Source organism: Nocardioides sp. B129/18 (assembly GCF_055282735.1).
In genome coordinates this window covers 91,396-116,117 of record NZ_JBUZJI010000001.1, presented here as the reverse complement: position 1 = coordinate 116,117, position 24,722 = coordinate 91,396, and the positions used below count along the sequence as shown (strand labels likewise).

The 24,722-nt window shown below is 73.7% G+C and carries 29 protein-coding genes and 3 tRNA genes; 20 read left to right on the top strand and 12 right to left on the bottom strand.

Features of this window, described 5'->3' with window-relative positions:
* A partial coding sequence (mobA, locus tag ACZDWJ_RS00630; RefSeq protein WP_463518972.1) for a molybdenum cofactor guanylyltransferase occupies positions 1-373 on the bottom strand: 373 nt, incomplete at its 3' end.
* 99 nt (positions 374-472) lie between these two features.
* Here mobA and ACZDWJ_RS00625 point away from each other — a divergent pair.
* From ACZDWJ_RS00625 to ACZDWJ_RS00610, 4 genes are all read left to right on the top strand, one after another.
* Positions 473-1,261, top strand: a complete 789-nt coding sequence (locus ACZDWJ_RS00625; RefSeq protein ID WP_463518971.1) for a carbon-nitrogen hydrolase family protein — start codon at positions 473-475, stop codon at positions 1,259-1,261.
* 11 nt (positions 1,262-1,272) lie between these two features.
* Complete coding sequence (locus tag ACZDWJ_RS00620; RefSeq protein ID WP_463518970.1) at positions 1,273-2,262, top strand: hypothetical protein; 990 nt, start codon at positions 1,273-1,275, stop codon at positions 2,260-2,262.
* Between the two features lie 72 nt (positions 2,263-2,334).
* Complete coding sequence (locus ACZDWJ_RS00615; protein ID WP_463518969.1) at positions 2,335-2,568, top strand: biotin/lipoyl-binding carrier protein; 234 nt, start codon at positions 2,335-2,337, stop codon at positions 2,566-2,568.
* Between the two features lie 249 nt (positions 2,569-2,817).
* Positions 2,818-3,021: a cold-shock protein gene (locus ACZDWJ_RS00610; protein WP_463518968.1), complete on the top strand. Its 204-nt coding sequence runs from the start codon at positions 2,818-2,820 to the stop codon at positions 3,019-3,021.
* 99 nt (positions 3,022-3,120) lie between these two features.
* Here the strand turns inward: ACZDWJ_RS00610 and ACZDWJ_RS00605 are convergent.
* Together ACZDWJ_RS00605 and ACZDWJ_RS00600 are read right to left on the bottom strand one after the other, a co-directional pair.
* Positions 3,121-3,205, bottom strand: a tRNA-Ser gene (locus ACZDWJ_RS00605).
* A gap of 55 nt (positions 3,206-3,260) precedes the next feature.
* Positions 3,261-3,644 (bottom strand): hypothetical protein, encoded by a 384-nt coding sequence (locus tag ACZDWJ_RS00600; RefSeq protein WP_463518967.1) that lies wholly within the window; start codon positions 3,642-3,644, stop codon positions 3,261-3,263.
* A 104-nt stretch (positions 3,645-3,748) separates the two neighbouring features.
* On the opposite strand from ACZDWJ_RS00600, the gene ACZDWJ_RS00595 reads away from it, so the two are divergent.
* Entirely contained in the window at positions 3,749-4,219 is a 471-nt protein-coding gene (locus ACZDWJ_RS00595) for a hypothetical protein (RefSeq protein WP_463518966.1), read from the top strand.
* 93 nt (positions 4,220-4,312) lie between these two features.
* Positions 4,313-4,403: transfer RNA gene (locus ACZDWJ_RS00590), tRNA-Ser, on the top strand.
* 68 nt (positions 4,404-4,471) lie between these two features.
* On the opposite strand, the gene ACZDWJ_RS00585 is transcribed toward ACZDWJ_RS00590, so the two are convergent.
* Positions 4,472-5,203, bottom strand: coding sequence for a hypothetical protein (locus ACZDWJ_RS00585; RefSeq protein WP_463518965.1), 732 nt, complete (start codon positions 5,201-5,203; stop codon positions 4,472-4,474).
* Between the two features lie 200 nt (positions 5,204-5,403).
* Here ACZDWJ_RS00585 and ACZDWJ_RS00580 point away from each other — a divergent pair, with 200 nt between their 5' ends.
* Positions 5,404-5,541 carry a hypothetical protein gene (locus tag ACZDWJ_RS00580; protein ID WP_463518964.1) on the top strand — a complete coding sequence of 46 codons (138 nt, stop codon included), beginning with the start codon at positions 5,404-5,406 and terminating at the stop codon, positions 5,539-5,541.
* Positions 5,542-5,565: 24 nt separating this feature from the next.
* Here the strand turns inward: ACZDWJ_RS00580 and ACZDWJ_RS00575 are convergent, their stop codons facing one another.
* Both ACZDWJ_RS00575 and ACZDWJ_RS00570 read right to left on the bottom strand, forming a co-directional pair.
* Positions 5,566-6,585: a LuxR family transcriptional regulator gene (locus ACZDWJ_RS00575; RefSeq protein ID WP_463518963.1), complete on the bottom strand. Its 1,020-nt coding sequence runs from the start codon at positions 6,583-6,585 to the stop codon at positions 5,566-5,568.
* 171 nt (positions 6,586-6,756) lie between these two features.
* A complete protein-coding gene (locus ACZDWJ_RS00570; RefSeq protein ID WP_463518962.1) occupies positions 6,757-8,574 on the bottom strand; it encodes a phosphoenolpyruvate carboxykinase (GTP) in 1,818 nt (605 codons plus the stop codon).
* Positions 8,575-8,949: 375 nt separating this feature from the next.
* Here ACZDWJ_RS00570 and ACZDWJ_RS00565 point away from each other — a divergent pair.
* From ACZDWJ_RS00565 to ACZDWJ_RS00555, 3 genes are all read left to right on the top strand, one after another.
* A tRNA-Arg gene (locus ACZDWJ_RS00565) sits at positions 8,950-9,022 on the top strand.
* A gap of 166 nt (positions 9,023-9,188) precedes the next feature.
* Positions 9,189-9,905, top strand: coding sequence for a hypothetical protein (locus ACZDWJ_RS00560; RefSeq protein ID WP_463518961.1), 717 nt, complete (start codon positions 9,189-9,191; stop codon positions 9,903-9,905).
* Positions 9,808-10,659 (top strand): DUF3841 domain-containing protein, encoded by an 852-nt coding sequence (locus ACZDWJ_RS00555; RefSeq protein ID WP_463518960.1) that lies wholly within the window; start codon positions 9,808-9,810, stop codon positions 10,657-10,659. The genes ACZDWJ_RS00560 and ACZDWJ_RS00555 overlap by 98 nt, the downstream gene beginning before the upstream one ends.
* On the opposite strand, the gene ACZDWJ_RS00550 is transcribed toward ACZDWJ_RS00555, so the two are convergent.
* Complete coding sequence (locus tag ACZDWJ_RS00550) at positions 10,635-11,018, bottom strand: hypothetical protein (RefSeq protein ID WP_463518959.1); 384 nt, start codon at positions 11,016-11,018, stop codon at positions 10,635-10,637. The two genes, ACZDWJ_RS00555 and ACZDWJ_RS00550, sit on opposite strands and share 25 nt — an antisense overlap.
* Before the next feature lie 277 nt (positions 11,019-11,295).
* On the opposite strand from ACZDWJ_RS00550, the gene ACZDWJ_RS00545 reads away from it, so the two are divergent.
* Positions 11,296-11,730: an SRPBCC family protein gene (locus tag ACZDWJ_RS00545; RefSeq protein ID WP_463518958.1), complete on the top strand. Its 435-nt coding sequence runs from the start codon at positions 11,296-11,298 to the stop codon at positions 11,728-11,730.
* A 17-nt stretch (positions 11,731-11,747) separates the two neighbouring features.
* Here ACZDWJ_RS00545 and ACZDWJ_RS00540 read toward each other — a convergent pair whose 3' ends face one another.
* On the bottom strand, positions 11,748-12,416 hold the full coding sequence (locus tag ACZDWJ_RS00540; RefSeq protein ID WP_463518957.1) for a SprT-like domain-containing protein: 669 nt from the start codon (positions 12,414-12,416) through the stop codon (positions 11,748-11,750).
* A gap of 71 nt (positions 12,417-12,487) precedes the next feature.
* Entirely contained in the window at positions 12,488-13,027 is a 540-nt protein-coding gene (locus ACZDWJ_RS00535; protein ID WP_463518956.1) for a hypothetical protein, read from the bottom strand.
* Between the two features lie 256 nt (positions 13,028-13,283).
* Between ACZDWJ_RS00535 and ACZDWJ_RS00530 the strand changes: the two genes are divergently transcribed.
* The gene (locus ACZDWJ_RS00530) at positions 13,284-13,709 is read left to right on the top strand and encodes a DoxX family protein (RefSeq protein WP_463518955.1); all 426 of its coding nucleotides are present in this window, start codon (positions 13,284-13,286) and stop codon (positions 13,707-13,709) included.
* Positions 13,710-13,712: 3 nt separating this feature from the next.
* Here ACZDWJ_RS00530 and ACZDWJ_RS00525 read toward each other — a convergent pair whose 3' ends face one another.
* Positions 13,713-14,939, bottom strand: coding sequence for a glycosyltransferase 87 family protein (locus ACZDWJ_RS00525; RefSeq protein WP_463518954.1), 1,227 nt, complete (start codon positions 14,937-14,939; stop codon positions 13,713-13,715).
* 164 nt (positions 14,940-15,103) lie between these two features.
* Between ACZDWJ_RS00525 and ACZDWJ_RS00520 the strand changes: the two genes are divergently transcribed.
* From ACZDWJ_RS00520 to ACZDWJ_RS00505, 4 genes are read left to right on the top strand one after another with little or no spacing between them, the layout of a single operon-like run.
* Positions 15,104-15,517 carry a hypothetical protein gene (locus ACZDWJ_RS00520; protein WP_463518953.1) on the top strand — a complete coding sequence of 138 codons (414 nt, stop codon included), beginning with the start codon at positions 15,104-15,106 and terminating at the stop codon, positions 15,515-15,517.
* Positions 15,518-15,563: 46 nt separating this feature from the next.
* Positions 15,564-16,871 carry a sensor histidine kinase gene (locus ACZDWJ_RS00515; RefSeq protein ID WP_463518952.1) on the top strand — a complete coding sequence of 436 codons (1,308 nt, stop codon included), beginning with the start codon at positions 15,564-15,566 and terminating at the stop codon, positions 16,869-16,871.
* Positions 16,868-17,497 (top strand): response regulator, encoded by a 630-nt coding sequence (locus ACZDWJ_RS00510; RefSeq protein ID WP_463518951.1) that lies wholly within the window; start codon positions 16,868-16,870, stop codon positions 17,495-17,497. Before ACZDWJ_RS00515 ends, ACZDWJ_RS00510 begins: the two co-directional genes overlap by 4 nt.
* A 41-nt stretch (positions 17,498-17,538) precedes the next feature.
* Positions 17,539-17,871, top strand: a complete 333-nt coding sequence (locus ACZDWJ_RS00505) for a hypothetical protein (protein ID WP_463518950.1) — start codon at positions 17,539-17,541, stop codon at positions 17,869-17,871.
* Between the two features lie 13 nt (positions 17,872-17,884).
* Here ACZDWJ_RS00505 and ACZDWJ_RS00500 read toward each other — a convergent pair whose 3' ends face one another.
* Positions 17,885-18,250 (bottom strand): DUF3054 domain-containing protein, encoded by a 366-nt coding sequence (locus ACZDWJ_RS00500; RefSeq protein ID WP_463518949.1) that lies wholly within the window; start codon positions 18,248-18,250, stop codon positions 17,885-17,887.
* 59 nt (positions 18,251-18,309) lie between these two features.
* On the opposite strand from ACZDWJ_RS00500, the gene ACZDWJ_RS00495 reads away from it, so the two are divergent.
* On the top strand, positions 18,310-19,581 hold the full coding sequence (locus ACZDWJ_RS00495) for a uracil-xanthine permease family protein (protein WP_463518948.1): 1,272 nt from the start codon (positions 18,310-18,312) through the stop codon (positions 19,579-19,581).
* 4 nt (positions 19,582-19,585) lie between these two features.
* On the opposite strand, the gene ACZDWJ_RS00490 is transcribed toward ACZDWJ_RS00495, so the two are convergent.
* The gene (locus tag ACZDWJ_RS00490; RefSeq protein WP_463518947.1) at positions 19,586-21,196 is read right to left on the bottom strand and encodes an alkaline phosphatase D family protein; all 1,611 of its coding nucleotides are present in this window, start codon (positions 21,194-21,196) and stop codon (positions 19,586-19,588) included.
* Between the two features lie 155 nt (positions 21,197-21,351).
* Between ACZDWJ_RS00490 and ACZDWJ_RS00485 the strand changes: the two genes are divergently transcribed.
* Genes ACZDWJ_RS00485 through ACZDWJ_RS00475 form a run of 3 tightly spaced genes read left to right on the top strand, consistent with a single transcriptional unit; the run spans position 21,352 to position 24,709 of the window.
* Positions 21,352-22,092 carry an ABC transporter ATP-binding protein gene (locus tag ACZDWJ_RS00485; RefSeq protein WP_463518946.1) on the top strand — a complete coding sequence of 247 codons (741 nt, stop codon included), beginning with the start codon at positions 21,352-21,354 and terminating at the stop codon, positions 22,090-22,092.
* A complete protein-coding gene (locus ACZDWJ_RS00480; RefSeq protein WP_463518945.1) occupies positions 22,067-23,620 on the top strand; it encodes a hypothetical protein in 1,554 nt (517 codons plus the stop codon). The genes ACZDWJ_RS00485 and ACZDWJ_RS00480 overlap by 26 nt, the downstream gene beginning before the upstream one ends.
* Before the next feature lie 51 nt (positions 23,621-23,671).
* Positions 23,672-24,709: a zinc-binding metallopeptidase family protein gene (locus ACZDWJ_RS00475; RefSeq protein WP_463518944.1), complete on the top strand. Its 1,038-nt coding sequence runs from the start codon at positions 23,672-23,674 to the stop codon at positions 24,707-24,709.
* Positions 24,710-24,722: the final 13 nt, after the last annotated feature.

The following is a 24,722-nucleotide window of genomic DNA, read 5'->3' as shown; positions in this document are numbered from 1 at the left end:
GCGACGTGCCGATGGCGGCGGCCTCGTGGAGACGTCGGAAGGTCACCGGCCGCACCCGCGGCATGTCGACGGCGAGCACCCCGAGCGTCCGGGGCGTGCGGAGCAGGGCGTCGACGCCGGTGAGCAGCGCCGCGACCGGCCCGCCGTGGCGCGGGTCCTCCCGGACGAAGGTCACGGGCCGCTCGGTGGGCACCTGGTCGCCGACCACCACGACCTCGGCGGCGTCGACGAGCGCGTCGAGCGCGTGCACCAGCAGGGTGCGGCCGTCGACCTCGAGGCCGGCCTTGTCGGCGCCGTCGAGCCGGGTGCCGCGCCCGCCCGCGAGCACGATCGCGCAGAAGCCGCCCCGGCCGGGGTCCAGCAGGTCGCTCATGCCTCCATCCTGGCCCACCCGTCGCGGGCCCGGGCGGGCGCCGGGCGCTCGGGCGGGCGATCCGCGTCACGTGCCGGCCCCCGCGCCTAGGGTGGGTCCATGGACGAGCCCGCCCGCGGCCTGCGCGTCGCCCTCCTGCAGGAGGCCTCCGACCTCGAGCCCGCCCGCAACCGTGATCGTCTGGCCGCGCTCGTGCCCGTCGACGCCGACCTCGTCATCGCGCCCGAGGCCTTCGCCCGGGACTTCGGCGCCGCCGGATCCGACGTCGCCCCGTTCGCGGAGACGCTCGACGGGCCGTTCGTGCGCGAGGTCGAGCGGCTGGCCGCCGAGCGGTCCACCACGATCGTCGCGGGCATGTTCGAGACCTCCGCCGACCCCGCCCGGCCGCTCAACACGCTGGTGGTCCGCGGCGCCGTGAGCGCGGAGTACCGCAAGATCCACCTCTACGACTCCTTCGGCTACCGCGAGTCCGACCGGCTGCTCGCCGGCCCGCCGACGCCGCAGGTCGTCGACCTGGGGACGGCCGCCCGCACCTGGCGGCTGGGCCTGATGACCTGCTACGACCTCCGCTTCCCCGAGCAGGCGCGCCGCCTCGTCGACGCCGGCGCAGAGGTGCTGGTCGTGCCGGCGGCCTGGGTGGCCGGCGAGCGCAAGGTCGACCACTGGCGCACGCTCGTGCGCGCCCGCGCGATCGAGAACACCGTCCACGTCGTCGCGGTCGGCCAGCCCGGTCCGCGCTACACCGGCCACTCGCTGGTCGTCGACCCGCTCGGCGACGTGCTCGTCGAGGGCGGCGAGGACGCGCAGGTCCTGCGCGCCGAGCTCGATCCGGACGCCGTCGCGTCCGCCCGCGCCGTCAACCCGTCGCTGGCCAACCGGCGCCTGTAGCCTCTGCGGTCGTGTCCCGCCGCCCCGCCCTCCCCGTGCCGGTCCCCTCGCCGGTGCCGGTCGGCGTCCTCCTGGCCGCGGGCCTCGCGCTGCTCGTCGCCGCGGCGGTGCCCGTCGGCCCCGACGTGCTCGGCGGTCTCGGCTCCACCCTCGTCGTCGCCACCTACACGTGGGTCCTGGCGGCGCGCACCGGCGGACGGCCCCTGACCTTCGGCGTCCTCGCGGCCGCGCTGGGCGTGACGACGGTGCTGGCCGACCGCGCCTGGCTCTCCACCGGCGCCGCGGTGCTCACCTGCGCCGTCTCGGCGGTCCTCGCCGTCATGACCACCGTGCCCGCCGCGCGGTTCGTCCAGGCCGCGCGCGAGTGCGCCCTCGCGACCGTGACGGCCGGCCTCGGCGCGCTGGCCACCGTCGGCTTCGAGCCCACCGCCAGCCTCACCCGCTTCCAGTACACGACGCTCGTGCTCGCGCTGGTCGGCGCCTTCGCGCTGGTCTTCCGCCTCGGCGCCGGCTTCCACGGCCTCGGACGCCGCGGCCTGCTCACGGTGCTCGGCGGCGGCGTGCTGCTCGTCGGCACCGTGGCCTACGCCGAGCTGCTGCGTCGCTACGGCCCCGGCCCGGTCATGGACCGGCTCTTCGACGTCGCCGACGCCTCGCGCGAGCACCTCGGCGCGTTCCCGCGTCCGGTGGCGGCCGTGCTCGGCATCCCCGCGCTGGCCTGGGGCTGCCACATGCGCGCGCGACGGCGTCAGGGCTGGTGGGTGTGCGCGTTCGGCGTCGCCGCCACCACCCCGATCGCCGCGTCCCTCGTGCAGCCGTCGGCCACGCTGCTCGGCGCCGGACTGCAGGCGCTCTACAGCCTGCTGGTGGGCCTGGTGCTCGGGTACGCCGTCATCCGCGTCGACCTCGCGCTCACCGGCCCCCGGGGACGCCGGGCCCGCCGCGCCGAGGAGGACTCCGCGGTGCGTCCGGAGCCCCCGCGCACCGAGGCGCTGCTGTAGCGCTGCTGCAGCCCTGCTCCCGCGCCGTCGCACCGACTCGGGGTACCTGCCGGTAACGACTACGGTCGCAGCGTGGCCCGTGTGCAGCAGATCGAGATCGTCGCCGAGATGGTCGCCGCCGTCATGACCGTCTCGGTGCAGCCCGGGGCCTCCGTGGCCGCCGGCGACACCGTGGTGCTGCTGGAGTCGATGAAGATGGAGATCCCGGTGCTCGCCGAGGCTCCCGGCGTCGTGAGCGCCGTGAAGGTCGCCGCCGGCGACGTCGTCCAGGAGGGCGACGTGCTCGTGGTGCTCGACCCCGCCTGAGGGCGTCCCGACGCCGGGCTCACCCGGTCGTGAGACACCGCGTCGCCGGATGGTGCGCCGCGCCCACGACGCTGCTACCGTCAGTTGCGTTGAAGGGGACACTCGGGTCCCTCCGCCGGCTGAAAGATCCGCCTGCGGCTCATCTGCACGTCCTTGGTCTTCGGTACTGCTGGGCATCAAGCGCAAGAGATGTCTTCAGCTCGACCGCCGGCACGGTGTCGGCGGATCAACACCCGAAGGAAACGCATCATGGCTCAGGGCACCGTCAAGTGGTTCAACGCTGAGAAGGGCTTCGGCTTCATCGCCCAGGACGGCGGCGGCGACGACGTCTTCGTCCACTTCTCCGCCATCCAGGGCAGCGGCTACAAGTCGCTCGAGGAGAACCAGAAGGTCGAGTTCGAGGTCACCCAGGGCGCCAAGGGCCCGCAGGCCTCCAACGTCACCGCGATCTGATCACGCCTCTCGCGTAGATCGACCGCGTCTCTCGACGCACCGCTCGCCCCCGTCCGGCTCTGCCGGGCGGGGGCGAGTCGCGTCCGGGGACGTGCGCCGCAGAGGGGGCGGGATTCGAACCCGCGGTGGGTCTCCCCACGACCGCTTTCAAGGCGGTTCCGATCGGCCACTCCGGCACCCCTCCTCGAGCCGCCGCCCGCGGGCCGCGGCTCGCGCCGGAGTCTAGTGGTGCGGCCGGGCTACTCCGACCCGCCCAGCTCGAGCTCGACGGCGTCCCACGCCAGGTCGCGACGCCGCTGGGCGTGGTGGGTGAGGTCGAGGGCCAGGCGGCGCAGGTCGTCGAGCTGTGCGGCGGGATCGTGGGGCAGCCGGACGCCGAGCGCGCCGATCCGCTCGAGCAGGGCGCGCCCGGCCCGCACCGTGGCCTCGCCGCGCGCGGCCAGCCAGGCCTCGCCGGCCTCGGCGCGCTCGGCGAGGAGGGCGTCGCGCACGTGGGCGAGCGCCGGCCGCAGCGGCCAGCCGCTCCCGCCGCGGGCCAGGTCGGCGATCGCCCCCTCGAGCTCGGCGATGGACGCCGCGAGGGCGTCGTGACGGGCGGGCGCGTGCGGGTCGAGGAGCGTCATGGCGGGCCTCCCGGAGACGAGGTGGTCCTCGACCATGCACCCGCGAGGTCCGCCTCCGCAAGGGCGTGCGTCGGGTCAGGTCGGGCGGCTGGGAGAATCGGGTCATGGCTCGACGCGATCCCCTCCCCGTGCCGCACGACTACCGGCTCGCCCCGCAGTTCGCCGCCCGCTTCTTCGGCCTCGCCCTGGTGCTGCTCGGCGTCGTCGCCTTCGCCGGCACCGCGATCGTGTCGGTGGCGCCGATCAACCCCGACGTCATGGTGCTGGTCCTCGTGCTGGCCCTGGCCGCGGTGTTCTGGTTCGGCTGGTGGCTGCGCACGCGCGCGACGCTGATGCACGTGGACGCCGAGGGCTACCGCGTCCGCTTCGTGCGCGGCGCCGGCGTCACGCAGGCGGCCTGGACCGACGTCGAGGAGGCCGCCACCGCCTCGCCCCACGGCATCCCGGTGGTCGTCCTGCAGCTGCGCGACGGCGGCACCACCTCGATCCCGGTGCAGGCGATCGCGCTGGACCGCGAGCAGTTCGTCCGCGAGCTGCAGCAGCGGCTGCGCGACGGGCAGACCCGCCCGCGCTGACGCGTCGGACCCGCACCGGACGCTCCGACGCCGCGCCCGACGGAGGCGATTGGGCGCCCGCCACCCGAGGCCTGTAGCCTGCTGCCGCTGTAGGGAGGCGTCGCCTAGTCCGGTCTATGGCGCCCGACTGCTAATCGGGTTTGGGGCTACAACCCCATCGGGGGTTCAAATCCCCCCGCCTCCGCAGACACCGATCCCGCCCGGCCGCGCCGGGCGGGATCGTCTGTCTCCGCAGGTCCCGTCGCCGCGACGTCAGTCGCGCCGCAGCAGGCGCTGGGTGACGGGGTCCTTCTGCGCCTGCGCCGAGCCGGCCAGGGAGGTGGTGCGGAACAGTGCGGCCGCGGCGTACCAGCTCGGGACCGCCAGGCCGACGAACGCCACGAACAGCGCTGCGTCCTGATCGGCGGGCCAGACGTCGGCGAATCGGCCCTCGGCATCGGTGACCAGGCGCAGGAGGATCAGCGGGGCCAGCCCGCCCAGGGCCGCGAGCCCGGCCGCGAGGTAGCGGCGCGGGTGGAGGTACCAGGTGCGGGCCTCGACGGCGGCCTCGACGCCGCTGGCGCCCCCGCCGACGCCCCAGTCGGTCGCGCGGCCCTCCGCCTGTGCGACCAGGCGGGGCAGCACGCTCCACCAGCAGAACGCGTCGACGACGCGACGCCCGGCCGCGCGCACGCGGATCGCGAGCAGGACCGCTCCGACGGCGAGCGCGACGCCCAGCACCAGGCCGCCGACGCGCAGCGCCGGCGCGGCGCCGGACCACGCGCTGGCCGTGAGTCCGGCGGCCGCGCCGATCCCGAGCAGCCAGGCGAGTCCGCCGGCCAGCAGGCGTCCAGGCGCGACGAGCTCGGTGTCGAGCACGCGCAGGGCCCGTGGACGGTGCGGCAGGTGTCCGCCGAGCATCGCCGGGTCGGTGAGGGAGCCCTCGAGGGCCTCCCGGACGGAGGCAGCCGCACGCTCGGAGACGAGTGATCGGGGGGACCTCATGGCCTGGTCGTCCTGCCCCCGCGGACGCGGGGCCGAACCCTGCGGGGCCGCCTCTGTGACCGGCGTCGCGCTGCAGTTTCTCGCACTGCATCAAGTCGCAGTAGGTTTCGAGCAACGTGTCAGGGGGGCACACCACACACTGTGTCCCACTGTTCGAAGTCGGCCGAGACCCGGCCCTGCATGAAGGCGGCACCCATCTCATGAGCACCCTGCGTCGCGTCGGCCTCACCCTGGCCTCCACCGCGCTGTCCCTCGGCCTGGTCTCCCTGGTCGCGCCCGCATCTCACGCTGACACCAGCTGGGACTACAACCGCGTGCCCGTCACGAAGACCAAGTGACCTCCGGGGCCTCCGCGCCCCGACTCAGTCCTGGGCCGTCTCCGCGTCCACCGGCTCCTCGCCGGTGATGCGGAGGCGGCCCATCTGGTATCCGAGCTGGAACCGGGTCTCCGCGTCGTACTCGCCCTTGAGCTCGGCGACGTAGCCGGCATAGGTGCGTGGGCTGACGCCCAGCCGCTTCGCGCTCACCGGGTCGGCGTGACCCTCGATGAGCATGCGGATCGTCATGGAGCGCTGCTCCGCGGCGATGCGGCGCAGGGTGCCGCCGTCCTTGTCGCCGAAGGGCCGGCCGCGCTCCCAGGCGCGCTCGAAGACGTCGACGAGGTAGGCGACGATCGCCGGCTCGCGGATCGCGACGGCCACGCGCATGTCCTCGCTGCCGGGGATGATCGCCACCCGGCGGTCGAGCACGATGAGGCGGTTGAAGAACTCATCGAGCGTTCGCACCTCCGCGCCGCGGGCGCTGACGGCCGCGACGTACTTGTGCGTGATGGTGCTGCGTCGCGCGGAGTGCTGGTAGAGCGTGCGCATCCGCACGCCCCGGTCCAGCGCCGCGGTGTCGCGCAGGGCCGCGCTGGCCAGCGTGCGGGCGTTGCGGCCGGTCTGCGGCTGCGCGGTGAGGATCTCCTCCTCGACGTCGTTGACCAGCCCGGTGAGGTAGGGGCCGATGGCCTCCTCGCGCAGGTGGGTGATGGAGCCGTGACCGGTGCCGCCCGTGGACGCTCGCCGCCAGGTCTGCCCGAGCGAGCCGAAGGCCTGGGCCCACTGCGTCGACTCCTCCAGCAGGCGAGTGCCCTCCTGGCTCATGGGGGCCACGACGTGGCCCTGCACCGCGGAGGGGTCCTCCGCCACCCAGCGCTCGCCCGCGGCGTCGCGCTGGACCAGGCCGATGTCGACGAGCAGCGCGAACGCCGGCGCGAGGTCGGGGCCCTCGGTGACGCGCTCGTCGTCGAGGGCGAAGGAGCCCTCGCGCACCAGCGCCTCGTAGAGCCTCGCGGACTCCGACTCCAGCAGCCTGCGCTGCTCCGGCCCGAACGCCGTCACGCCCCCACCTCCTGTGCTCCCGGCGGTGTCCCGCCTCCGACTTCCATCCTGGCCCATGCCCGGGCCGGCACCGCGCACCACCTCGCCGAACCCGCCTCGAACGCACCTCGTCGGACGCAGCGGGGCCCCCGCCGGATCGGCGAGGGCCCCGGGTGCGCGTCGGGCGAGGGCTCAGAGGCCCAGGCGCGCCTTGAGCCCGTCGAGCTCGGTCCACAGGACGCTCGGCAGGTCGTCGCCGAACTTGTCGAACCACTCCTGGATCTGCGGGATCTCGGCCTTCCACTCCTCGGGGTCGACCGCGAGGGCCGCCTCGAGCGCCTCGGGGGTCATGTCGAGGCCGTCGACGTCGAGCGAGCCCGGCGCCGGGATGTGGCCGATCGGCGTCTCGACCGCGGCGGCCTGGCCCTCGATGCGCTCCACGACCCACTTCAGCACGCGGCTGTTCTCGCCGAACCCGGGCCACAGGAAGCCGCCCTCGTCGTCGCGGCGGAACCAGTTGACGTAGAAGATGCGCGGCAGCTTCGCGGCGTCGTTGTCCTTGCCGACGTTGATCCAGTGGCCGAAGTAGTCGCCGGCGTTGTAGCCGATGAAGGGCAGCATCGCCATCGGGTCGCGACGCACGACGCCGACAGCGCCGATGGCGGCGGCGGTGGTCTCCGAGGAGAGCGTGGCGCCGAGGAAGGTGCCGTGGGTCCAGTCACGGGCCTCGAAGACCAGCGGGACGGTGGTCTTGCGGCGACCGCCGAAGAGGATCGCGTCGATCGGGACGCCGCGCGGGTCGTCGTACTCGGGGGCGAGGATGTCGCACTGCTTGATCGGGGTGCAGTAGCGGCTGTTGGCGTGGGAGGAGAGCTCCTCGGAGTCGGGCGTCCAGGGCTCGCCCTTCCAGGACGTCGCCTCGGCCGGGGTGTTCTCCAGGCCCTCCCACCAGATGTCGCCCTCGGGGGTCAGCGCCACGTTGGTGAACACCGAGTTGCCCTTGTTGATGGTGCGCATCGCGTTGGGGTTGGTGTGCTCGTTGGTGCCGGGCGCGACGCCGAACAGGCCGTACTCGGGGTTGACGGCCCACAGTCGGCCGTCCTCGCCGATGCGCATCCAGGCGATGTCGTCGCCCAGGGTCTCGACCTTCCAGCCGGGGATGGTCGGCTGCAGCATCGCCAGGTTCGTCTTGCCGCACGCGGACGGGAAGGCCGCGGCGATGTACTTGACGACGTTCTGCGGGCTGGTGAGCTTGAGGATGAGCATGTGCTCGGCCAGCCAGCCCTCGTCGCGCGCCATGGCGCTGGCGATGCGCAGCGCGTAGCACTTCTTGCCCAGCAGGGCGTTGCCGCCGTAGCCCGAGCCGTAGGACCAGATGGCCCGCTCCTCGGGGAACTGCACGATGTACTTGGTGTCGTTGCACGGCCACGCGACGTCGGCCTGGCCCTCGGCGAGGGGGTGGCCCACCGAGTGCAGCGCCTGGACGAACGGGGCGTCGAGCTCGGTCATGCGCTCGAGCACGTGGCTGCCCATGCGGGCCATGACGCGCATCGAGGCGGTGACGTAGGCGGAGTCGGTGACCTCGATGCCGAACATCGGCTTCTCGGCCTCGAGGTGACCCATCACGAAGGGGATGACGTACATGGTGCGCCCGCGCATGCAGCCGTCGTAGAGATCACGCATGATCCCCTTCATCTTCTCCGGCTCCATCCAGTTGTTGGTGGGGCCGGCGTCGCGCTCGGCGACGGAGCAGATGTAGGTGCGGTCCTCGACGCGCGCCACGTCGATGGGGTCGGAGGCCGCGTGGAAGGAGTTCGGCTTGATGGCCGGGTTGAGGCGGGTGAACGTGCCGGTCTCGACGAGGGCGTCGGTGAGCTGCGTCCACTCCTCGTCGGAGCCGGTGCACCAGTGGATGGCGTCGGGCTTCATGAGCTCGGCCGCGGAGCGGACGAACTCGAGGATGCCCTGGTGGGTGGTGGGAGCGTCGGTGAGTGCCGGAGTGGCGGTCATCTGCCTGGGATTCCCTCTCGAGCTTCGCGGCTACGCACCTGCTGGGGTGGGCGTGTCCGGCCGTCGAGCGTGTCGACGAATGCGTGGAGTTGTGTGGTCGGATCGCGCGGCGTCGTTGTCGGCGAGAAGTCCGGTGCGGGGGAGGTCGACGGGTCGAGCACTCCTCCACCTCGGTCAGGTTCGCGAGGCTACCCCTCGGACAGGGGGCCTCATATTGGATCGTTCAACGAGTGTGGGACGTCTCACACTCGGATATCGGACGGCCGTGTCTCGCTGGTGTGTCACGTCGCCGACCGGGTGAGGCGGCTGCACGGAGCCCGATTCGGCATCGCCGGAGGACTCCGCTATTCTCCTCAGGTCGTCCTCGGACGGCATGCGCCCGTAGCTCAACGGATAGAGCATCTGACTACGGATCAGAAGGTTTGGGGTTCGAATCCCTACGGGCGCGCAGGACAAAGAGGCGCCTGACCTGCAGAGATGCGGGGCAGGCGCCTCTTTCCGTGCTGGGGGATCACCGCCGTTGCTAACGGCCTGCTAACGCGTCTTCGCGCCCACGCCCCGCAAACGGCGCTGTGAGCTGGCCGTTTGTCGGCGATCTCCGCAAGGGTGGGGCCATGCTCGACAACCCCACGAAGCGCCTTGCCGCCGTCCTCCTCCTCACGACGCTGCCGTTGGCGTCTGCGTGTGGAGGCGGCACTGACCTCGGGGCCGCGCCGACGGCCAGGGCTACGGGATCGCCGAGCGCCAGCGCGTCGCCCACTGCGTCCACTGCTCCGTCAGCCACGGCCGACCCGGATCCCCAGTTCGCTCTGCTGTCGGAGCGCGCGCTCAAATCCGCGTTGTTGACGATCCGGGACATGCCTGTCGGTTACAGCCAGGACGCCAGCAGCGGGTCGAGTGACACCGCCAAGACCTTCTGCGACTACAAGCCTCCGTTCACCGAGAAGATCTCCGTCTCCCGGGACTTCACCAAGGGCGGCGGCATGTCCGCGGAGTTCCTCAGTAGCGGGCTGCGTCAGTTCCAGAACGCCGAGCAGGCCCGGGCAGCCTTCGACGCGCTCGTCAAGGCGCTCGACACCTGCAAGGGGGAGACGTATGAGGGCACGAAGCTCACGTATGCCTTGATGTCGGCGCCGAAGGTTGGCGATGACGCCGTCGGGGTCCGGATCACCGCTGACGGCACGACGCTCCTCCAGAACTTCGCCCTCGTGGGTCCGGTGCTCGTCAACACCGGTGGGGGAGGGGTCATGCAGGCCGACGCTGACGAGATCGCTGGACTGCTCGAGGACCAGGTGTCTGTGTACGAGGACGCCGCCAGTTCAGCGACGTAGGCAAGTACGACCCTGGCGAGTCGAGGCTGGTGCGGCGCTAGAAAGACGCCCTGCGGCTCTTGTCGGTGAGCTCCGCAAGGGTGAGGCTGTGCTTGAGCCCTATGACCGCCTGCCGGGGCGACAGCCGTGGCAGGATCTGTGGCGGCATCGGCGGGCGTTGCCGGGGACATTCGGCCGTGATGAGGACCGTTTGCGCCTGTGGACCATCCAGTCGCGAGAGGCCTACGAGCTGTTGGTCCGCGATGGCGTGCTGCGGGGGAGTCCTGAGCACATCGAGCCGACCTTCGCTATCCCCTATGCCTGGCTCGAGAAGCAGGCCACGGAGCGCCTTGCTACCGGTGCAGGAACGTTGCTATGGCTGTGGGCGCGCGGCCCCGCCTCGATGGTGCGGCAGTGCGCGGTTGACGGGGCTGGCGAGGTGCTTCCGGAGGTCGCCAGGCCGCGTGCGGACGTTCTCCTGTCGAGCTTTGAGGCCTGGCACAGCTGCTTGAACGGCTATCCGCACGTGCCAGACGTGCGCGGCGAGACGCCGGAGGGACTGCTGAAGGTCTACTTGTCAGGCAGGTCACTTCAAGTGCATCCTCGCAGGTCACAGGCGTGTTCGCCGGCCCTGGATGGACAGTCTTGGAGGGCCCTCGGCCAACTACGGATCAGAAGGTTTGGGGTTCGAATCCCTACGGGCGCGCAGGATGACGAAGGCCCCCGCCGATCGGCGGGGGCCTTCGTGCGTCAGGGCACGTACGTCACCCGGTAGGCCGGGCCCAGCTCGTCCTGGACCCGTACGGCGAGGACCTCGCCGGCTCGCTGGATGGCCTCGTGCTCGGCCTTCGCCGCTCGCTCGCGCGCAGGGTGGAGGAGCCGTCCGATGGAGTACCTCAGGCTGACGAGGGTCTGCATGACGGGGACGCCGTCCCACCGGTCGTCGAACACCTCCGGGTCGGTCGCGGCGTCCCAGCGGGCAGCGAACGCCCGGAGGTCCGCTCGCAGGCCCTCGCTGAGGTCGAGGTCGTCGACGTCTCCGTCGTCGTCGAGCCACAGGGGGATGTCGACGAAGTAGTCGGTCATCACCCGGACGCCGATGGGCTCGTCCGAGGGCGGGGTCTCCTTGCTCATGGGATCAGTCTCGCGGGCGAGCGGGCTTGCGCGGTGGGCTGGGGACGACGAGGGGATTGGTCAGGGGAGCTTGGGCGTCGGAGCCCCCCAGTTCCCCTGACCTTTGAGAAGCTCCCCGGTCAGCCGGGGAACTCCTCGGCCTGTGCCGCCGGCGTCAGGGCCGCTGACGTCCGGGATGTGGAGCCCGCCGCTGTCCAGCACCCGAGCCGTCGTCCGTCGTCCGCGGACGGATGTCAGGCTCGGGCGTTCCCGCCGGTCCCCCATCCGAGGAGTCCCGATGTCGAAGCGCGCCCAGGCCACCGCCCGAGCCACCCTGTCCGTCAGCCTCGCGCAGGCGTGGGCGGCGCTGTCGCAGCACGAGGCCATGGCCGGCTGGGGTCCGGGCATGAAGGTCACCGTCGACGACTCCCGCGCGGAGACCCCCGGCGGTGTCGGCGCCGTGCGCCGCATCGCGGCTCCCGGTCCGGCGCCGGCGATCGTCGAGGAGATCACCACCTTCGACGCCCCGCACGTGCTCGGCTACCGCGGCGTGGCCGGCGTCCCGTTCCGCGACTACCGCGGCGAGGTGCGCCTCACGCCTGCCGGCGAGGGCGTCGCCGTCACCTGGACCCTCTCGGCCCAGACCCGTGTGCCGTTCGTCGAGCAGGCCGCGCTGGCGCTGATCTCCCGGACGCTGCTGGCGCTCTACTCGCGCGCGGTGCGCCGGGGCTGACCCGGACCTGCCCGCGCTCAGGCGGGCTCGACGCCCGCGAACGGCACGCTGACGGTGGTGCGGCGGTCGAGGCGGACGTGGTAGCAGGTGCGACGCCGCTCGACGACGGTGCCGATCCGCCCGGCGTACTGACCCGGCGCGACGACGCGGGCCGGCTGGCCGACACCGAGGCGCACCGGGGTGCGTCCGGAGCGGTGCAGGGCGAGGTCGGCGACGTAGTTGGGGTGCATCGGGACGGCTCGGCCGTGATGGGTCCAGGTGAGGACGTGGGCGAGGTCGAAGGCGCGGCTGCAGCGTCCGCAGGTGACGACGCGCTCCGGGCGCCGATGCCGCTCGTAGACATGGCCGGCGCTGCACACGCCCTGCCAGGCGCCGGGCACCCGCGGCGACTCCGCGGACACGCAGCGCTCGCCCGTGCAGCCGATGCGCTGGGCGGTGGCCCGCCAGACGGCGTCGTGCCGGTGGGCCGGCCCGACCAGGGCGTGGGCGATCTCGTGGAGGATCGTGTCGCGCACCTCGGCCTCGTCGTGGAGCGCGGTGACCGGGCCCGACAGGCCGATGACGCGGCGGTCGTGACGGCAGATGCCGGCTCGGCTCTTCGCGCGGTCGATCTCGACGCGCCAGCCCTCGAGGCCGTGCTCGGCCAGGAGGGAGACCGCCAGGCGGCGGGCGGCGTCGAGGTCCATGGGAGAAGCACATCACGCGACGCCGACAGTCCGCGGCGGCGGTCCGGGACCTGGGGATCAGGCCCCGGGGATCAGGGCCCGCTCAACGCGAGGTCGACCGCGCTGACGTCGCCGGCGTCGTCGAGGTGGACGGCGACGGCGAAGTCGCCGAAGCAGTCGCGGCCCTGGTCCGGCCGGATCCAGCCGGCGGCCTCGCCCAGGCCGGCCGGCGTCCTGACGCGGTCGCACCCGACGACGGACGGAGCGTCGTCCTGGATCGAGACCGTCCGCGACCCGAGGTTCGCGTCACGGATGAGATCGAGCACGGAGACCGGGCAGTCACGACCCTCGAGGGTCGCCGCACCGCGGCGGCACGCCGACCACGAGCTCCGACGCCCGGCCTCGGCCGCGTCGAGGCGAGCCACCTCGACGCCGTCGACGTAGAGCGTCGTCTCCCGGGCCCACGGCACCGTCGTCGAGGCGCCGGTGGCGAAGTCGACGAACGCCTGCACCGCGGATCGGGACGAGGCGGTCGCCTCGGCCCTACCGGAGGCCGCGCTGCTCGTGGCGTCGCACCCCGAGACGAGCCCGAGCCCGAGCAGGACGACGGCCAGGGAGATGGCGGCGGGCACGTGCCTGGTGCGTGATCTTCGCATGTGGATCTCCCGATCTCCCGAGGGTGCTGTGAAGGCGAGAGGATGCGTGCCGTCCCTTGGGTGACGCGCCACGGCGCCGATTCGTTGCGACGGCCTGATGTTGGCGCGCTCGGAGGTCGGCGTCGAGCGCTGAGGCCGTCCTCCGGACCTCCTCCCTGCGGGGAGGACGTTGACGCGGGGCCCCTGGGCGCGGAAGGCTCCGCGCACCCCACCCCCCACCCCGAGGAGTCCCATGGACACCTTCTTCGAGCTGGTCCAGTTCGTCGGCCGTCTGCTGTTCGTGTTCCTGATGATCGGATCCGGCATCGGCCACCTCACCCAGACCGCCGCCATGGCGGGCTACGCGGAGTCGCGCGGCGTCACGCCGGCCAAGACCCTCACCCAGGTCAGCGGCGTCGCCCTGCTGCTCGGCGGCCTCTCGGTGCTGCTGGGCGTCTTCGGCGACATCGGCGCGCTCGGCCTGGCGATCCTGCTGATCGTCACCGCCGTGATGATGCACGCCTACTGGAAGGAGAGCGATCCCCAGGCCAAGCAGATGGAGATGATCGCCTTCAACAAGGACCTCGCCCTCGCCGGCGCCGCGCTGTTCATGTGGGTGTACTTCCACTACGACGCCGTGCCGTGGACGCTCACGGACGCGCTCTTCGGCGCCTACTGAGCGCTAGCGAGCCTGACGCGGCGTGACGCCAGGAGCCGCCCCCGGACTCGTCCGGGGGCGGCTCCACCACGTCAGCAGCCCGATCATGGCCAGGCCGGTCCACACGTAGGCGTTGCCGCTGACCTGCTCGAAGGCGTTCCAGTGCAGCTCGCGCCCGTCGCGGAACGGCGCCCACCAGATCGCGCGCGAGGCCAGCACGAGCCCGAGGGCGAGTGCGACGTCGCGGGCGCCGGGACGGCCCGAGGCGAGGACGCCGAGGGTCAGCGGGACCAGCCAGACCCAGTGGTGGTCCCAGCTGATCGGCGAGCAGAGCACCATCGCGAGGGCGGCGACGCCGAGGCCGAGAAGCCGGTCGACGTCGCGGCCCGTGGCCCACAGGCTCCGGGCGCCGAGCAGCGCGACGAGCGCGACCGGCGTCGCGCAGGCGACCCACAGCCAGGTGGGCGCGTCGTGGCCGAGCAGGCGGGCGAGCAGGCCGTTGAGGGACTGGTTGCCGGCGAACTCGGTGGCGCCGATGCGGCTGGAGTCGAAGAGGGTCGAGGTCCAGTAGGTCACCGACTCCCGGGGCGCGACGGCCAGGGCGAGCAGCGCCGTGGCGGCGAAGGTGCCGGCGGCGACGACGGCCGCGCGGCGTCGACCGACCGCGACGAGGAACGCCAGCAGGAACAGCGGGGTCAGCTTGATGCCGGCCGCGAGACCCACCAGCCACCCGGAGAGACGGTGCTGGGGGCCGAGGACGTCGAGCAGCACCAGCGCCATCAGCATCAGGTTGACCTGCCCGAACGACAGCGTCGACCAGACCGGCTGGGCCGCCAGGGCCGCGACGACGAGCAGGCCCATCATCCGCCGGTCGGCGAGCACGCGGTGGGCGTCGGCGCCGAGGTGGTCGACGGTGACGCGCAGCGCCACCAGCAGCGAGCCCACGGACGCCGCGGTCCACATGGCCGCGGCCAGCGGCCAGGCCAGCCATCCCAGCGGCAGCATCAGCAGCGCCGGGAACGGCGGGTAGGTGAAGGGCAGGCTCGCGGTGGGGAAGCGCACCCGGTAGAGGTCGCCGCCGAGCGCGGCCTCCGCGCCCATCCGGTAGACGTGCAGGTCGAGAAACATCCCCGTGCGCCAGGCGACGGTCGCGCCGATCCCCGCGGCCAGGGCCAGGACGACGGCGCTCTCGCGTCGCAGGCGGGGTGCTGCGGGCACGGCGGCAGGGGCGATCGGCGCGGTGCTGGTCACCGGCCGGACGGTAGGACGCCTCGATGGCCGGGTGACGCCGCCGGAGTGGACCGGTGGTGAACGGAGGTACTAGCACCACCGACCACTGTCGGACCCGACCGCGCGGACGACAGCCTGGTGCCCTGCCCCGGAGAGGCCGGGGTCCCAGCCCGAGGAGCATCACCATGACGACCCTGAAGACCCTGACCCGCACCCTGCCCGCCGCCCTCGCCGTCGCGGCGCTGACCGTCGCCGCCGCGCCCGCCCTCACCACCGCCGCCGAGGCCAAGAGCGGCGGCGGCACCCGGGTGATCCGCACCGGCGACTGCACCGGCTCCACCAACTGGAAGATGAAGGCCAAGCCCGACGACGGCCGCATCGAGGTCGAGGCCGAGATCGACAGCAACCGCACCGGCCAGACCTGGCGCTGGACGCTGACCCACGACGGCGGCGTCTCCTCGCGCGGCACCTCGGTGACCCGCGGCCCCAGCGGCTCCTTCACCGTCAACCGCCGGCCGGTCGACTCGGCCGGCTCGGACACCTTCGTCCTGCGGGCCACCCACGGCAGCGAGGTCTGCCGCGCGACCGTGCGTCTGTGAGCGACTCTGGCCCGCCGAGCGACCCCCAGGCCCCATACTGCCGACGATGAGCCCGCTTCGTGACCTGCTCCGAGCTCTGCCCCGAGCTCTGCGCAGCAGCCCGGTGGCGCAGTACCTCGCCGTCGGGCTGCTCGGGCTGGTCGCCGCGCTCGGGGCCGGGCAGGCGATGGCCCGGCACGCCGCCCGCGACGAGGCGCTCGGCGACGCCCGGGCCACCACGCAGGTGCTCGCGACGTCGGTGGCCGAGCCGGCCGTCCCGCGCGGCCTCGTCGACGGCGAGGCCAGCGCGCTGGACCGCTTCGACCGCGTCGTCCTGCAGCGGCTGCTCGTCGACGGCGTGCAGCGGATCAAGGTGTGGCGCGAGGACGGCACGGTCGTCTACTCCGACGAGGCCCGCATCATCGGCGAGCGCTTCGCCCTCGGCGGCGAGGAGCTGGAGATCCTCCGCGAGGGCGGCTCGGAGGCGGAGATCTCCGACCTCGGCAAGCCGGAGAACCGCTTCGAGCCCCGCGGCCGCGGACTCGTCGAGGTCTACACCCAGATCCACAGCCCCGAGGGCGAGCCGCTGCTCTTCGAGACCTACTACGCCGCCGACGGCATCGACCGTCGTCAGGCCGAGGTGCTGGCGCCGTTCCACGAGGTGCTGCTGGTCTCCCTCGGCCTGCTCGTGGCGCTCGGCACCGCGATGCTGGCGCTGATGAACCGCCGCGTGCGGCGGGCCGCCGCCGAGCGCGAGCGGCTGCTGCGCAACGCCGCCACCGCCTCCGATGCCGAGCGGCGCCGCATCGCGCGCGACCTGCACGACGGCGTCGTCCAGGACCTCGCGGCGTCCTCGTTCACGGTGAGCGCCCTGGCCCGCGACGCCGGGCCCGAGCAGCGTCCCGCGCTCGACGGCGTGGCGACGACCCTGCGCACCAGCATGCGCAGTCTGCGGTCCCTGCTGGTGGAGATCCACCCGCCCGAGCTCACCGTCGCCACCCTGCCCGCGGCGCTGCAGGACCTCCTCGCCCCGGCCGAGGCCGCCGGCGTCACGGCCTCGCTCCACGTCGGCGACCTGGGCGACGTCGACCCGCGCTCGGTGACGCTGGTCTGGCGGGTCGCGCAGGAGGGCGTGCGCAACGCCCTGCGTCACGCGCAGGCCTCGAGCGTGCACGTGCGGGTGCGCCGCGAGGACGACCTCCTCGTCCTGGAGGTCGTCGACGACGGCCGCGGCTTCGACCCCGCCTCCACCCGCGCCGCCACCAGCTACGGGCTGCGGGGCCTGCAGAGCCTCGTCGTCGACCACGCCGGCCGGCTCGCGGTGACCTCCGCGCCGGGTGCCGGCACCACGATCCACCTGGAGGTGGCCGCATGAGCGCGCCGATCCGCGTCGTCCTCGTCGACGACCACGCCGTGCTGCGCACCGCCCTGGCCGGCTACCTCGACGGCGCCGAGGACATCGAGGTCGTCGGCACCGCCGGCGACGGCGCCGAGGGAGTCGCGCTCGTCGAGAGGCTGGCGCCCGACATCGCGCTCATGGACCTGCAGATGCCCGGCATGGACGGCGTCGAGGCCACCCGTGCGATCGTCGCCCGTGGCGGCACCGACGTGCTGGTGCTCACCTCCTTCTCCGACGCCGAGCGCATCGTCGCCGCGCTCGACGCCGGGGCGCTGGGCTACCTGCTCAAGGACGCCGAGCCCGAGGAGGTCGTCGAGGGCGTGCGCCAGGTGCGACGCGGCGGCTCGCCGATCCACCCGCGGGCGGCCCGCGAGCTGCTGGGCGCCCGTCCCGCGCCGCGTCACGACCCCGGCCTGAGCCCGCGGGAGACCGAGGTGCTGGTGCTCGTGCGCCGCGGCCTGGTGAACAAGCAGATCGCGCGCGAGCTCGGCATCACCGAGCGCACCGTCAAGGCGCACCTCACCTCGGCCTTCGCCCGCATCGGCGTCCAGGACCGCACCCAGGCGGCCGTGTGGGCCGAGCGCCAGGGGCTGGGCGACTGACGCTCGGTTGGGCGCCGGTCCCAGGGGGTAGGAGGCGCTGCGTGAGCGAGATCGTCTTCGACCAGGTCCAGATCGGCAAGGGCCTCAAGCCCCTGGCCCAGCACGGCTTCGTGGTGCTCTCCGAGGGGCGCATCACGCTGCTCGGCACCGACCGGCAGGTGATCGCCGAGGGCCCCATCGCCGAGGCCGACGCCTCCTTCGTCAAGCTCACCCGCAAGCGCACGATCGCGCTCACCGTGGGCGGCGAGCGCCTCAACGTCGCACCGGGATGGGGGACGTTCGTCGGCACCCTGCCCATCGCCACGGGCAGCGCCAAGAACGCCGCCCTGGTGCTCATGGAGTGCCTGGAGAACGGCGGTCGCCTGCCGGAGTGACCGGCGTCCCGCGTCAGGACGCCGCGCGGGCGGGCGCACGGCGCACGCGCCGCGCGATCAGGCGCGAGCCGAGCAGGAACACGCCCAGCACGATCGTGGCGACGACGATGAACGACGTCGCGGTGCCCTCGCCGACGAGCTGACGCACGCCCATGCCGCCGACGACGGTGGTGAGCCACACCAGGACGCCCGCCGGCCAGCCGGTGCCGGTCCAGGCGCGGGCCGTCACGATCGCCCAGCCGACGGCCAGGCCGGCGAGGAACGGGCCGGCGGTCTTCAGCACGCCGAGCAGCGTGAGGCCCTCCTCGTGGCTGGAGCGGCCGATGGCGGCGAAGACGAGCACGAGGACGACGTCGACGGGGAGCCAGAGCCAGCGCATGCGTCCATCATGACCGGGGCGGCATGACGCCGGCGCCGCGGGCCGCCAGGATGGCCCGCATGGCGATGTTCGGATGGACCCTGCACGGCGATGGACGCACGATCGGGGACGGCGCGATCGTCGCCCCCACCGAGCGGCTCACCTGGCCGCGGACGGTGGGCCTGGGCGCCCAGCACCTGGTCGCGATGTTCGGCGCGACGTTCCTGGTGCCGGCGCTCACCGGCTTCCCGCCCACCACGACCCTGCTGTTCTCCGGGCTCGGCACCTGCCTGTTCCTGCTGATCACCGGCAACCGGGTGCCGAGCTACCTCGGCTCGTCGTTCGCCTTCATCGCCCCGATCCTGGCGGCGGGCTCGCAGGGCAGCGCGCTGTTCGGCGTCATGGCCACGGGGCTGCTGCTGGCGCTGGTGGGACTGGTCGTCGTCGCCACCGGCTCGGGCTGGATCGACGCGCTCATGCCGCCGGTGGTGACCGGCTCGATCGTCGCGCTCATCGGCTTCAACCTCTCCGGCACCGCCACGACGAGCTTCCAGGCCTCGCCGTGGGTCGCGCTCATCACCCTCGTGACGCTGCTGCTCGCGGCGGTGGTCTTCACCGGCATGCTCGCGCGCCTGGCGATCCTGCTCGGCGTGGTGGTCGGCTACGTCGCCGCGGCGATCGGCGGCGTGCTCGACTTCGGCCCCGTCGAGCGCGCCGACTGGTTCGGCCTGCCCGACCTCACCCACCCCGACCCGACGTGGAGCGTGCTGCCGGCGTTCCTGCCTGTGGTGCTGGTGCTGATCGCCGAGAACGTCGGCCACGTGCGCACCGTCGCCCACCTCACCGGCGACCCCGAGGTCGACGCCCGCTCGGGCCGTGCGCTGCTGGCCGACGGCGTCGCCACGACGCTCGCCGGCCTCGGCGGCGGCTCGGGCACCACCACCTACGGCGAGAACATCGGCGTCATGGCGGCCACCCGCGTCTACTCCACCGCCGCCTACTGGGTGGCGGGGCTGCTCGCGGTGGCGCTGAGCCTCTCGCCGAAGGTCGGCGCGCTCGTCGACACCATCCCCGCCGGCGTGCTCGGCGGCGTCACGGTGGCGCTGTACGGCCTCATCGGCGTCGTCGGCATCAAGATCTGGGTCGACCGCGGCGTCGACCTCTCCGATCCCGTCAACCAGCTCACCGCCGCCGTCTCCCTGGTGATCGGCATCGGCAACCTGACGCTGACCCGCGGCGACGTGCAGGTCACCGGCATCGCGCTGGGCACCGTCGCGGCGCTCGCGGTCTACCACGGCATGCGCGCCGTCGAGCGGCTCCGCGGACGTGCCGCGGAGCCGCTCGTCGACTGATCCCTCAGGCCTGCTGCAGCCCGGGGTTGCCGGCCTCGACGACGAACGACTGCCGCGTCGAGACGGGGGCGCCGGGACGCTTCACGTACGGCAGCACCTTGAAGTCCGCGCGCAGCTCGCGCGGGGTCAGGGTGGCGGTGACGTAGCCGCGCTGGCTGTTGGCGAACCGGATCCAGGGGTTCTCCTTCAGCTGCTGGGTGGTGGCGGTGGTGGCGTCCGAGCCGTCGCCGCCGCTGGTGATCGAGGTGGTCACCAGCTCGACGCCGATGGGCTTGCCGTCGGGGCGGTCGAAGTCCTGGAGCAGGTCGTTGGCGTAGTGGCGGTGGACGTCGCCGGTGAGCACCACCGGGTTGGCGACCTTGCGCTCGACGATGCCGTCGAGCAGGCGCTGCCGGTTGGCGGCGTAGCCGTCCCAGCCGTCCATGGAGAGCCCGACGTCGGGGCCGGCGGTGAGGTCGCGGCGGGCCATGAACACCTGCTGGGCGATGACCTGCCAGGTGGCGGGGGAGCGGTCGAGGCCGTCGAGGAGCCACCTCTCCTGCTGCTCGCCGCAGATGCTGCGGGCGGGGTCGAGGGCGTCGGTGCAGCCGACCGCCACGGTGTCGCCGCAGGCCTGGTCGTCGCGGTACTGGCGGGTGTCGAGCAGGTGCACCGTGGCCAGGCGGCCCCAGGCCAGGCGGCGGTAGATGGAGATGTCGGGGCCGCGGGGGATCGAGGAGCGACGCAGCGGCATGTTCTCGTAGTAGGCCTGGAAGGCCGCGGCGCGGCGGGCCGGGAAGCCGGGCGCCTGGGAAGGGTCCTCGGGGGTCTCGTCGGCCCAGTTGTTCTCGACCTCGTGGTCGTCGAAGACCACCGACCACGGCGCCACCGCGTGCAGCTCCTGGAGGTCGAGGTCGGTCTTGTACTGCGCGTGCCGCTGGCGGTAGCCGGCCAGGTCGACGGTCTCGGGGCCCTGGTGGTCGCGGACGTTGCCGCCGGGCGCCAGGTAGTCGCCGGCCTTGTACTCGTACTGGTAGTCACCCAGGTGCATCACCAGCTCGGGCTGCTCCTCGGCCAGGCGCCGGTAGGCGGTGAAGAAGCCGTGCTCGAACTGCGAGCACGACACCGCGCCGAAGGTCAGCGAGGAGACGCGGTCGCCGAAGGCGGGGGCGGTGCGCGTCAGACCCGTGCGGGAGACGTGCGTGCCGACGCGGAAGCGGTACCAGTACGGCCGCGCGGCCTGCAGGCCCGAGACCTCCACGTGCACCGAGTGCGCCGCCTGCGGACGCGCCAGCGCGACGCCGCGGCGCACGACGCGCCGGAACCGGTCGTCCAGGGCGAGCTCCCAGACCACCGGCACGGTGCGCGAGGGCATGCCGCCTCGGCCGTCGGCGGCGAGCGGGTCGAGCGCGAGCCGCGTCCAGAGCACGACGCCGTCGGGCAGCGGGTCGCCCGAGGCGACGCCGAGGGTGAAGGGGTCGCGGCGCAGGGTCGTCGCCTGCGCCGGGGCGCCGACGCCGAGGAGCGTCAGGGTGGTCGCGCCGCCGAGGGCGAGACCGCCGCCGAGCACGGTGCGGCGGGCGGCCGGTGTGGCAAGGGGGGTGGCGAGGGGGGTGGCGAGGGGGCTCGTGGTCACGAGGCTGGGTCCTTCCCGAGAGTGGAGGCGGCCCGGGGGCGGGCCGCCGTCACGCTGCCCCGTGGACCTTCCCTCGAGGTGGACGTGCGGTGAACACTGGCGGGGCGCGCCGACCTCAGGTCGCGCTCCACGGTGCCGATCGGGCGGAGGTGGCGGTGACCGACCAGACCCTGCGCGCCGGCGAGCACCCGGTGCACGTGCGCGGCCTGCGGGTGCGCTTCGGCGAGGTGGAGGCCGTCGGCGGCATCGACCTCGACGCCGAGGCCGGCCAGGCCACGGCCCTGCTGGGCCGCAACGGCGCCGGCAAGTCGACGACGATGCGGGTGCTGGCCGGCGTCGTCCCGCCCACCGAGGGCGAGGTGCGCGTCGCCGGGTTCGACCTGCGCACCGAGACCATGCAGGCGCGCCGCGCCGTCGGCTACTGCCCCGACATCGGCGGCCTCGTGCCGCGCGCGACGCCGTGGGAGCATCTGCAGCTCTCCGCGCGCCTGCGCGGCCTGGACCGTCACGACCCGGCGTGGGAGGCCCGCGCCCGCGACCTGCTGGAGCGCTTCGGCCTCGGCGACGTCGCCCACCGGATCACCGCCGGCTTCTCCCACGGCATGGGACGTCGCCTCTCGGTGGTGCTGGCCGCGATGCACGAGCCCGACGTCCTGCTGCTCGACGAGCCCTTCGACGGCGTCGACCCGCTCGGCGTCGAGGCCACCCTCGCGCTCGTCGCCGACGCCCGCGCCCGCGGCGCCGCGGTGCTCGTCTCGACGCACCTGCGCGACCTCGCGGTCGCCGCCTGCACCCAGGTGCGCGTGCTGCGCGGCGGTGCGCAGGTGGCGGTGGTGAGCGCGGCGCGGATGGGCGGCGAGGAGGGCGCGCGTGTCTACCGCGACCTCCTCGACTGACCTCGTCGGGGCCCCTCGTCTGCTGGATCGTCTGCTGGACCCGCTGCGCGACGTCGCCGCCCTGCTGGCCTTCCGGCGCGGCTCCGCCGGCCGCACGCGCGGCCGCTGGGCGGCGTCGCTGCTGATGCTCTCGCTGATCCTGGCCGCGAGCGTGCCCGCCTGGACGCCGCACGCCGGCGGCTCCGGACGCGCGTTCAACCTGCTGGTGCTGCTGCCCACGGCGATGGCCGCGCTGGTGCTGATCACCGCGATCTCGGCGATCGCCGGCGCGGGCGGCCGCGAGCTGCTGGCCCGCGAGCCCGCGCAGGTCTTCCCCGTCAGCCCCACCGTCGACCACCTCGGGGCGCTGCTGCTCGCGCCGCTCACGATCGCGTGGGTGGTGCAGGCCTGGGTGCTCCTCGGCTCCGCGGCCTACGCCGTCGGCCCGCACCCGGGGACGCTGGTGGGCCTGCAGGTGGGGCTGGCACTGTGGCTGCTCATGGCCACGGCCCTCGGGCAGGCGCTGGCCTGGCTGGTGGAGTCGGTGCGCCGCCGACCCGGCGGGCTGGTGCTCGTGCGCGCCACCGCGGCCGTGCTCGTCGTCGCCGCGCTCGTGCTGCAGGCCACCGGACGCCTGGTGCCGCTCATGGACGCCGTCCCCACCTCGGCCGTGCTGATCGGCCTGCTCGACGCCCCCGGCCCGCGCTTCGGGCTGACGCTGGTCGCGCTCGCGGCGGTGACGGCGGGCGTCGTCGTCCTCGGCGCCCTGCCGGCCACCTGGGCCGCGCGCCTGCTGCCCGTCGACGAGGTGGCCGCCGAGACCGGGCACCGCCGGGTGCGCCCGGCGGCGCGCTCGGTGCACGCCGCCCTGGTGCGCGGCGACCGCGCGTCGGTGTGGCGGGCGGTGCCGATGCGCCGCGGCCTGCTGGTGCTGGCGCTGGGCCCCGGGCTCGTCGCCGTGCTCGGCGACCTGCCGTGGTCGTCCCTGACGCTCCTGCCCGGCCTCGTGGTCTCCGGCGGGGCGCTGCTGTTCGGCGTCAACGTCTGGTGCCTCGACGGCGGCGGCGGACGCTGGCGGGAGTCGCTGCCGGTGCCGGCCGACGCCGTCTTCCGCGCCCGCACGCAGGTGCTGGCCGAGTTCCTGCTGGCCGCGGGCGTCCTGACCGTGCTCGTCGCCGGGCTGCGGGCCGGGGTGCCGACCCCGGCCGAGGCCAGCGCGCTGCTCGCCAGCCTGCTGGTGGTGCTGGTGCAGGTGACCGCGGCGTCGATGCGGTGGTCGCAGCAGCACCCCCACGCCGTCGACCTGCGCTCGGCGCGCGCGACGCCCGCGCCGCCGACGGCGATGATCGGCTACTCCGCGCGGCTCGCGCTGAGCACCACCGTCACCGGCCTGCTGTTCTCCGGGATCGCCCAGCTCGACGACGCCCGCGTGCCGCTGCTGCTGGCCGTCCCGATGCTCGCGTGGTCGGGCTGGCGGCTGCTGCGGGTGCAGCGGCGCTGGTGCGACCCCGCGCAGCGAGCCGTCGTCGTGCTCACCGTCACGGCCTGACCCTCCACTGGGTGGGGGCGGTGGCGGCCCCGTCGGTGGGAGGGTGACGCCGTGCTGGCCCATCGCTGTCGCGTCTGCGACAACCCACTGTTCGCCGAGAACTCCGTCTGCGTCTCCTGCGGCACCGCCCTGGGGTGGTCGCGCGAGGAGCGCGCGATCGTGCCCGTCGACGCCGAGGGCCGCTACACCGACGCCGCCGGCCTGGTGTGGCACGTGTGCCGCAACCTCGACCTCTCCGGCTGCACCTGGCTGGCCCGGCTCGAGGGCGGCCAGTGCTTCTCCTGCGACCTCACCCGCACCCGCCCCGCGGACGACGACACCGCCGGCCTGGCCGCGTACGCCGTCGCCGAGGCCGCCAAGCGACACCTCATCACCGAGCTCGACGGGCTCGGCCTGCCGATCCTCGGCAAGGACCCCGTCACCGGCGACCCCGAGAACGGGCTGGCCTTCGACCTGCTCTCCAGCGTCGCCGAGGACGTCACGATCGGGCACGCCGACGGCGTCATCACCCTCGACCTCGCCGAGAGCGACGACGCCTACCGCGAGCGGGTGCGCGCCCGCCTCGCCGAGCCGTACCGCACCATGCTCGGCCACCTGCGCCACGAGGTGGGCCACTACTACGAGTGGCAGCTGGTGCGCGGCGAGGAGCGGATGGCCCGCTGCCGCGAGCTGTTCGGCGACGAGTCGGCCAGCTACGCCGACGCCCTCGAGCGTCACTACTCCGAGGGCGCGCCCGCCGGCTGGGAGACCTCCTACATCTCCACCTACGCCACCATGCACCCCTTCGAGGACTTCGCCGAGACCTGGGCGCACCTGCTGCACATCTGCGACACCGTCGAGACCGCCCGCGAGTTCGGCCTGGCCGCCGTCGGCCCGGTGAGCGCGTTCTCGCGGTTCCGCGACGTCGTCACCGGCGTGTGGGTGCCGCTCTCGACCGCGCTGAACCAGATCAACCGCAGCATGGGCAAGGACGACCTCTACCCCTTCGTCATCCCCGCGCCGGTGCTCGACAAGCTCGACTTCGTCGCCTCGCTGGTGCCGGCCACCGCCGGCGAGGACCACCCGCAGGGAGCCGCCGTCCCCGCCTGAGCGCGGCTACCGT

Excerpts from the sequence above, each read along its gene's own strand:
- ACZDWJ_RS00625 (WP_463518971.1), top strand. The coding sequence starts at position 473 with ATGGACGAGCCCGCCCGCGGCCTGCGCGTCGCCCTCCTGCAGGAGGCC.
- ACZDWJ_RS00610 (WP_463518968.1), top strand. The coding sequence starts at position 2,818 with ATGGCTCAGGGCACCGTCAAGTGGTTCAACGCTGAGAAGGGCTTCGGC.
- ACZDWJ_RS00600 (WP_463518967.1), bottom strand. The coding sequence starts at position 3,644 with ATGACGCTCCTCGACCCGCACGCGCCCGCCCGTCACGACGCCCTCGCG.
- ACZDWJ_RS00595 (WP_463518966.1), top strand. The coding sequence starts at position 3,749 with ATGGCTCGACGCGATCCCCTCCCCGTGCCGCACGACTACCGGCTCGCC.
- ACZDWJ_RS00585 (WP_463518965.1), bottom strand. The coding sequence starts at position 5,203 with ATGAGGTCCCCCCGATCACTCGTCTCCGAGCGTGCGGCTGCCTCCGTC.
- ACZDWJ_RS00580 (WP_463518964.1), top strand. The coding sequence starts at position 5,404 with ATGAGCACCCTGCGTCGCGTCGGCCTCACCCTGGCCTCCACCGCGCTG.
- ACZDWJ_RS00570 (WP_463518962.1), bottom strand. The coding sequence starts at position 8,574 with ATGACCGCCACTCCGGCACTCACCGACGCTCCCACCACCCACCAGGGC.
- ACZDWJ_RS00560 (WP_463518961.1), top strand. The coding sequence starts at position 9,189 with ATGCTCGACAACCCCACGAAGCGCCTTGCCGCCGTCCTCCTCCTCACG.
- ACZDWJ_RS00550 (WP_463518959.1), bottom strand. The coding sequence starts at position 11,018 with ATGAGCAAGGAGACCCCGCCCTCGGACGAGCCCATCGGCGTCCGGGTG.
- ACZDWJ_RS00545 (WP_463518958.1), top strand. The coding sequence starts at position 11,296 with ATGTCGAAGCGCGCCCAGGCCACCGCCCGAGCCACCCTGTCCGTCAGC.
- ACZDWJ_RS00540 (WP_463518957.1), bottom strand. The coding sequence starts at position 12,416 with ATGGACCTCGACGCCGCCCGCCGCCTGGCGGTCTCCCTCCTGGCCGAG.
- ACZDWJ_RS00530 (WP_463518955.1), top strand. The coding sequence starts at position 13,284 with ATGGACACCTTCTTCGAGCTGGTCCAGTTCGTCGGCCGTCTGCTGTTC.
- ACZDWJ_RS00520 (WP_463518953.1), top strand. The coding sequence starts at position 15,104 with ATGACGACCCTGAAGACCCTGACCCGCACCCTGCCCGCCGCCCTCGCC.
- ACZDWJ_RS00515 (WP_463518952.1), top strand. The coding sequence starts at position 15,564 with ATGAGCCCGCTTCGTGACCTGCTCCGAGCTCTGCCCCGAGCTCTGCGC.
- ACZDWJ_RS00510 (WP_463518951.1), top strand. The coding sequence starts at position 16,868 with ATGAGCGCGCCGATCCGCGTCGTCCTCGTCGACGACCACGCCGTGCTG.
- ACZDWJ_RS00500 (WP_463518949.1), bottom strand. The coding sequence starts at position 18,250 with ATGCGCTGGCTCTGGCTCCCCGTCGACGTCGTCCTCGTGCTCGTCTTC.
- ACZDWJ_RS00495 (WP_463518948.1), top strand. The coding sequence starts at position 18,310 with ATGGCGATGTTCGGATGGACCCTGCACGGCGATGGACGCACGATCGGG.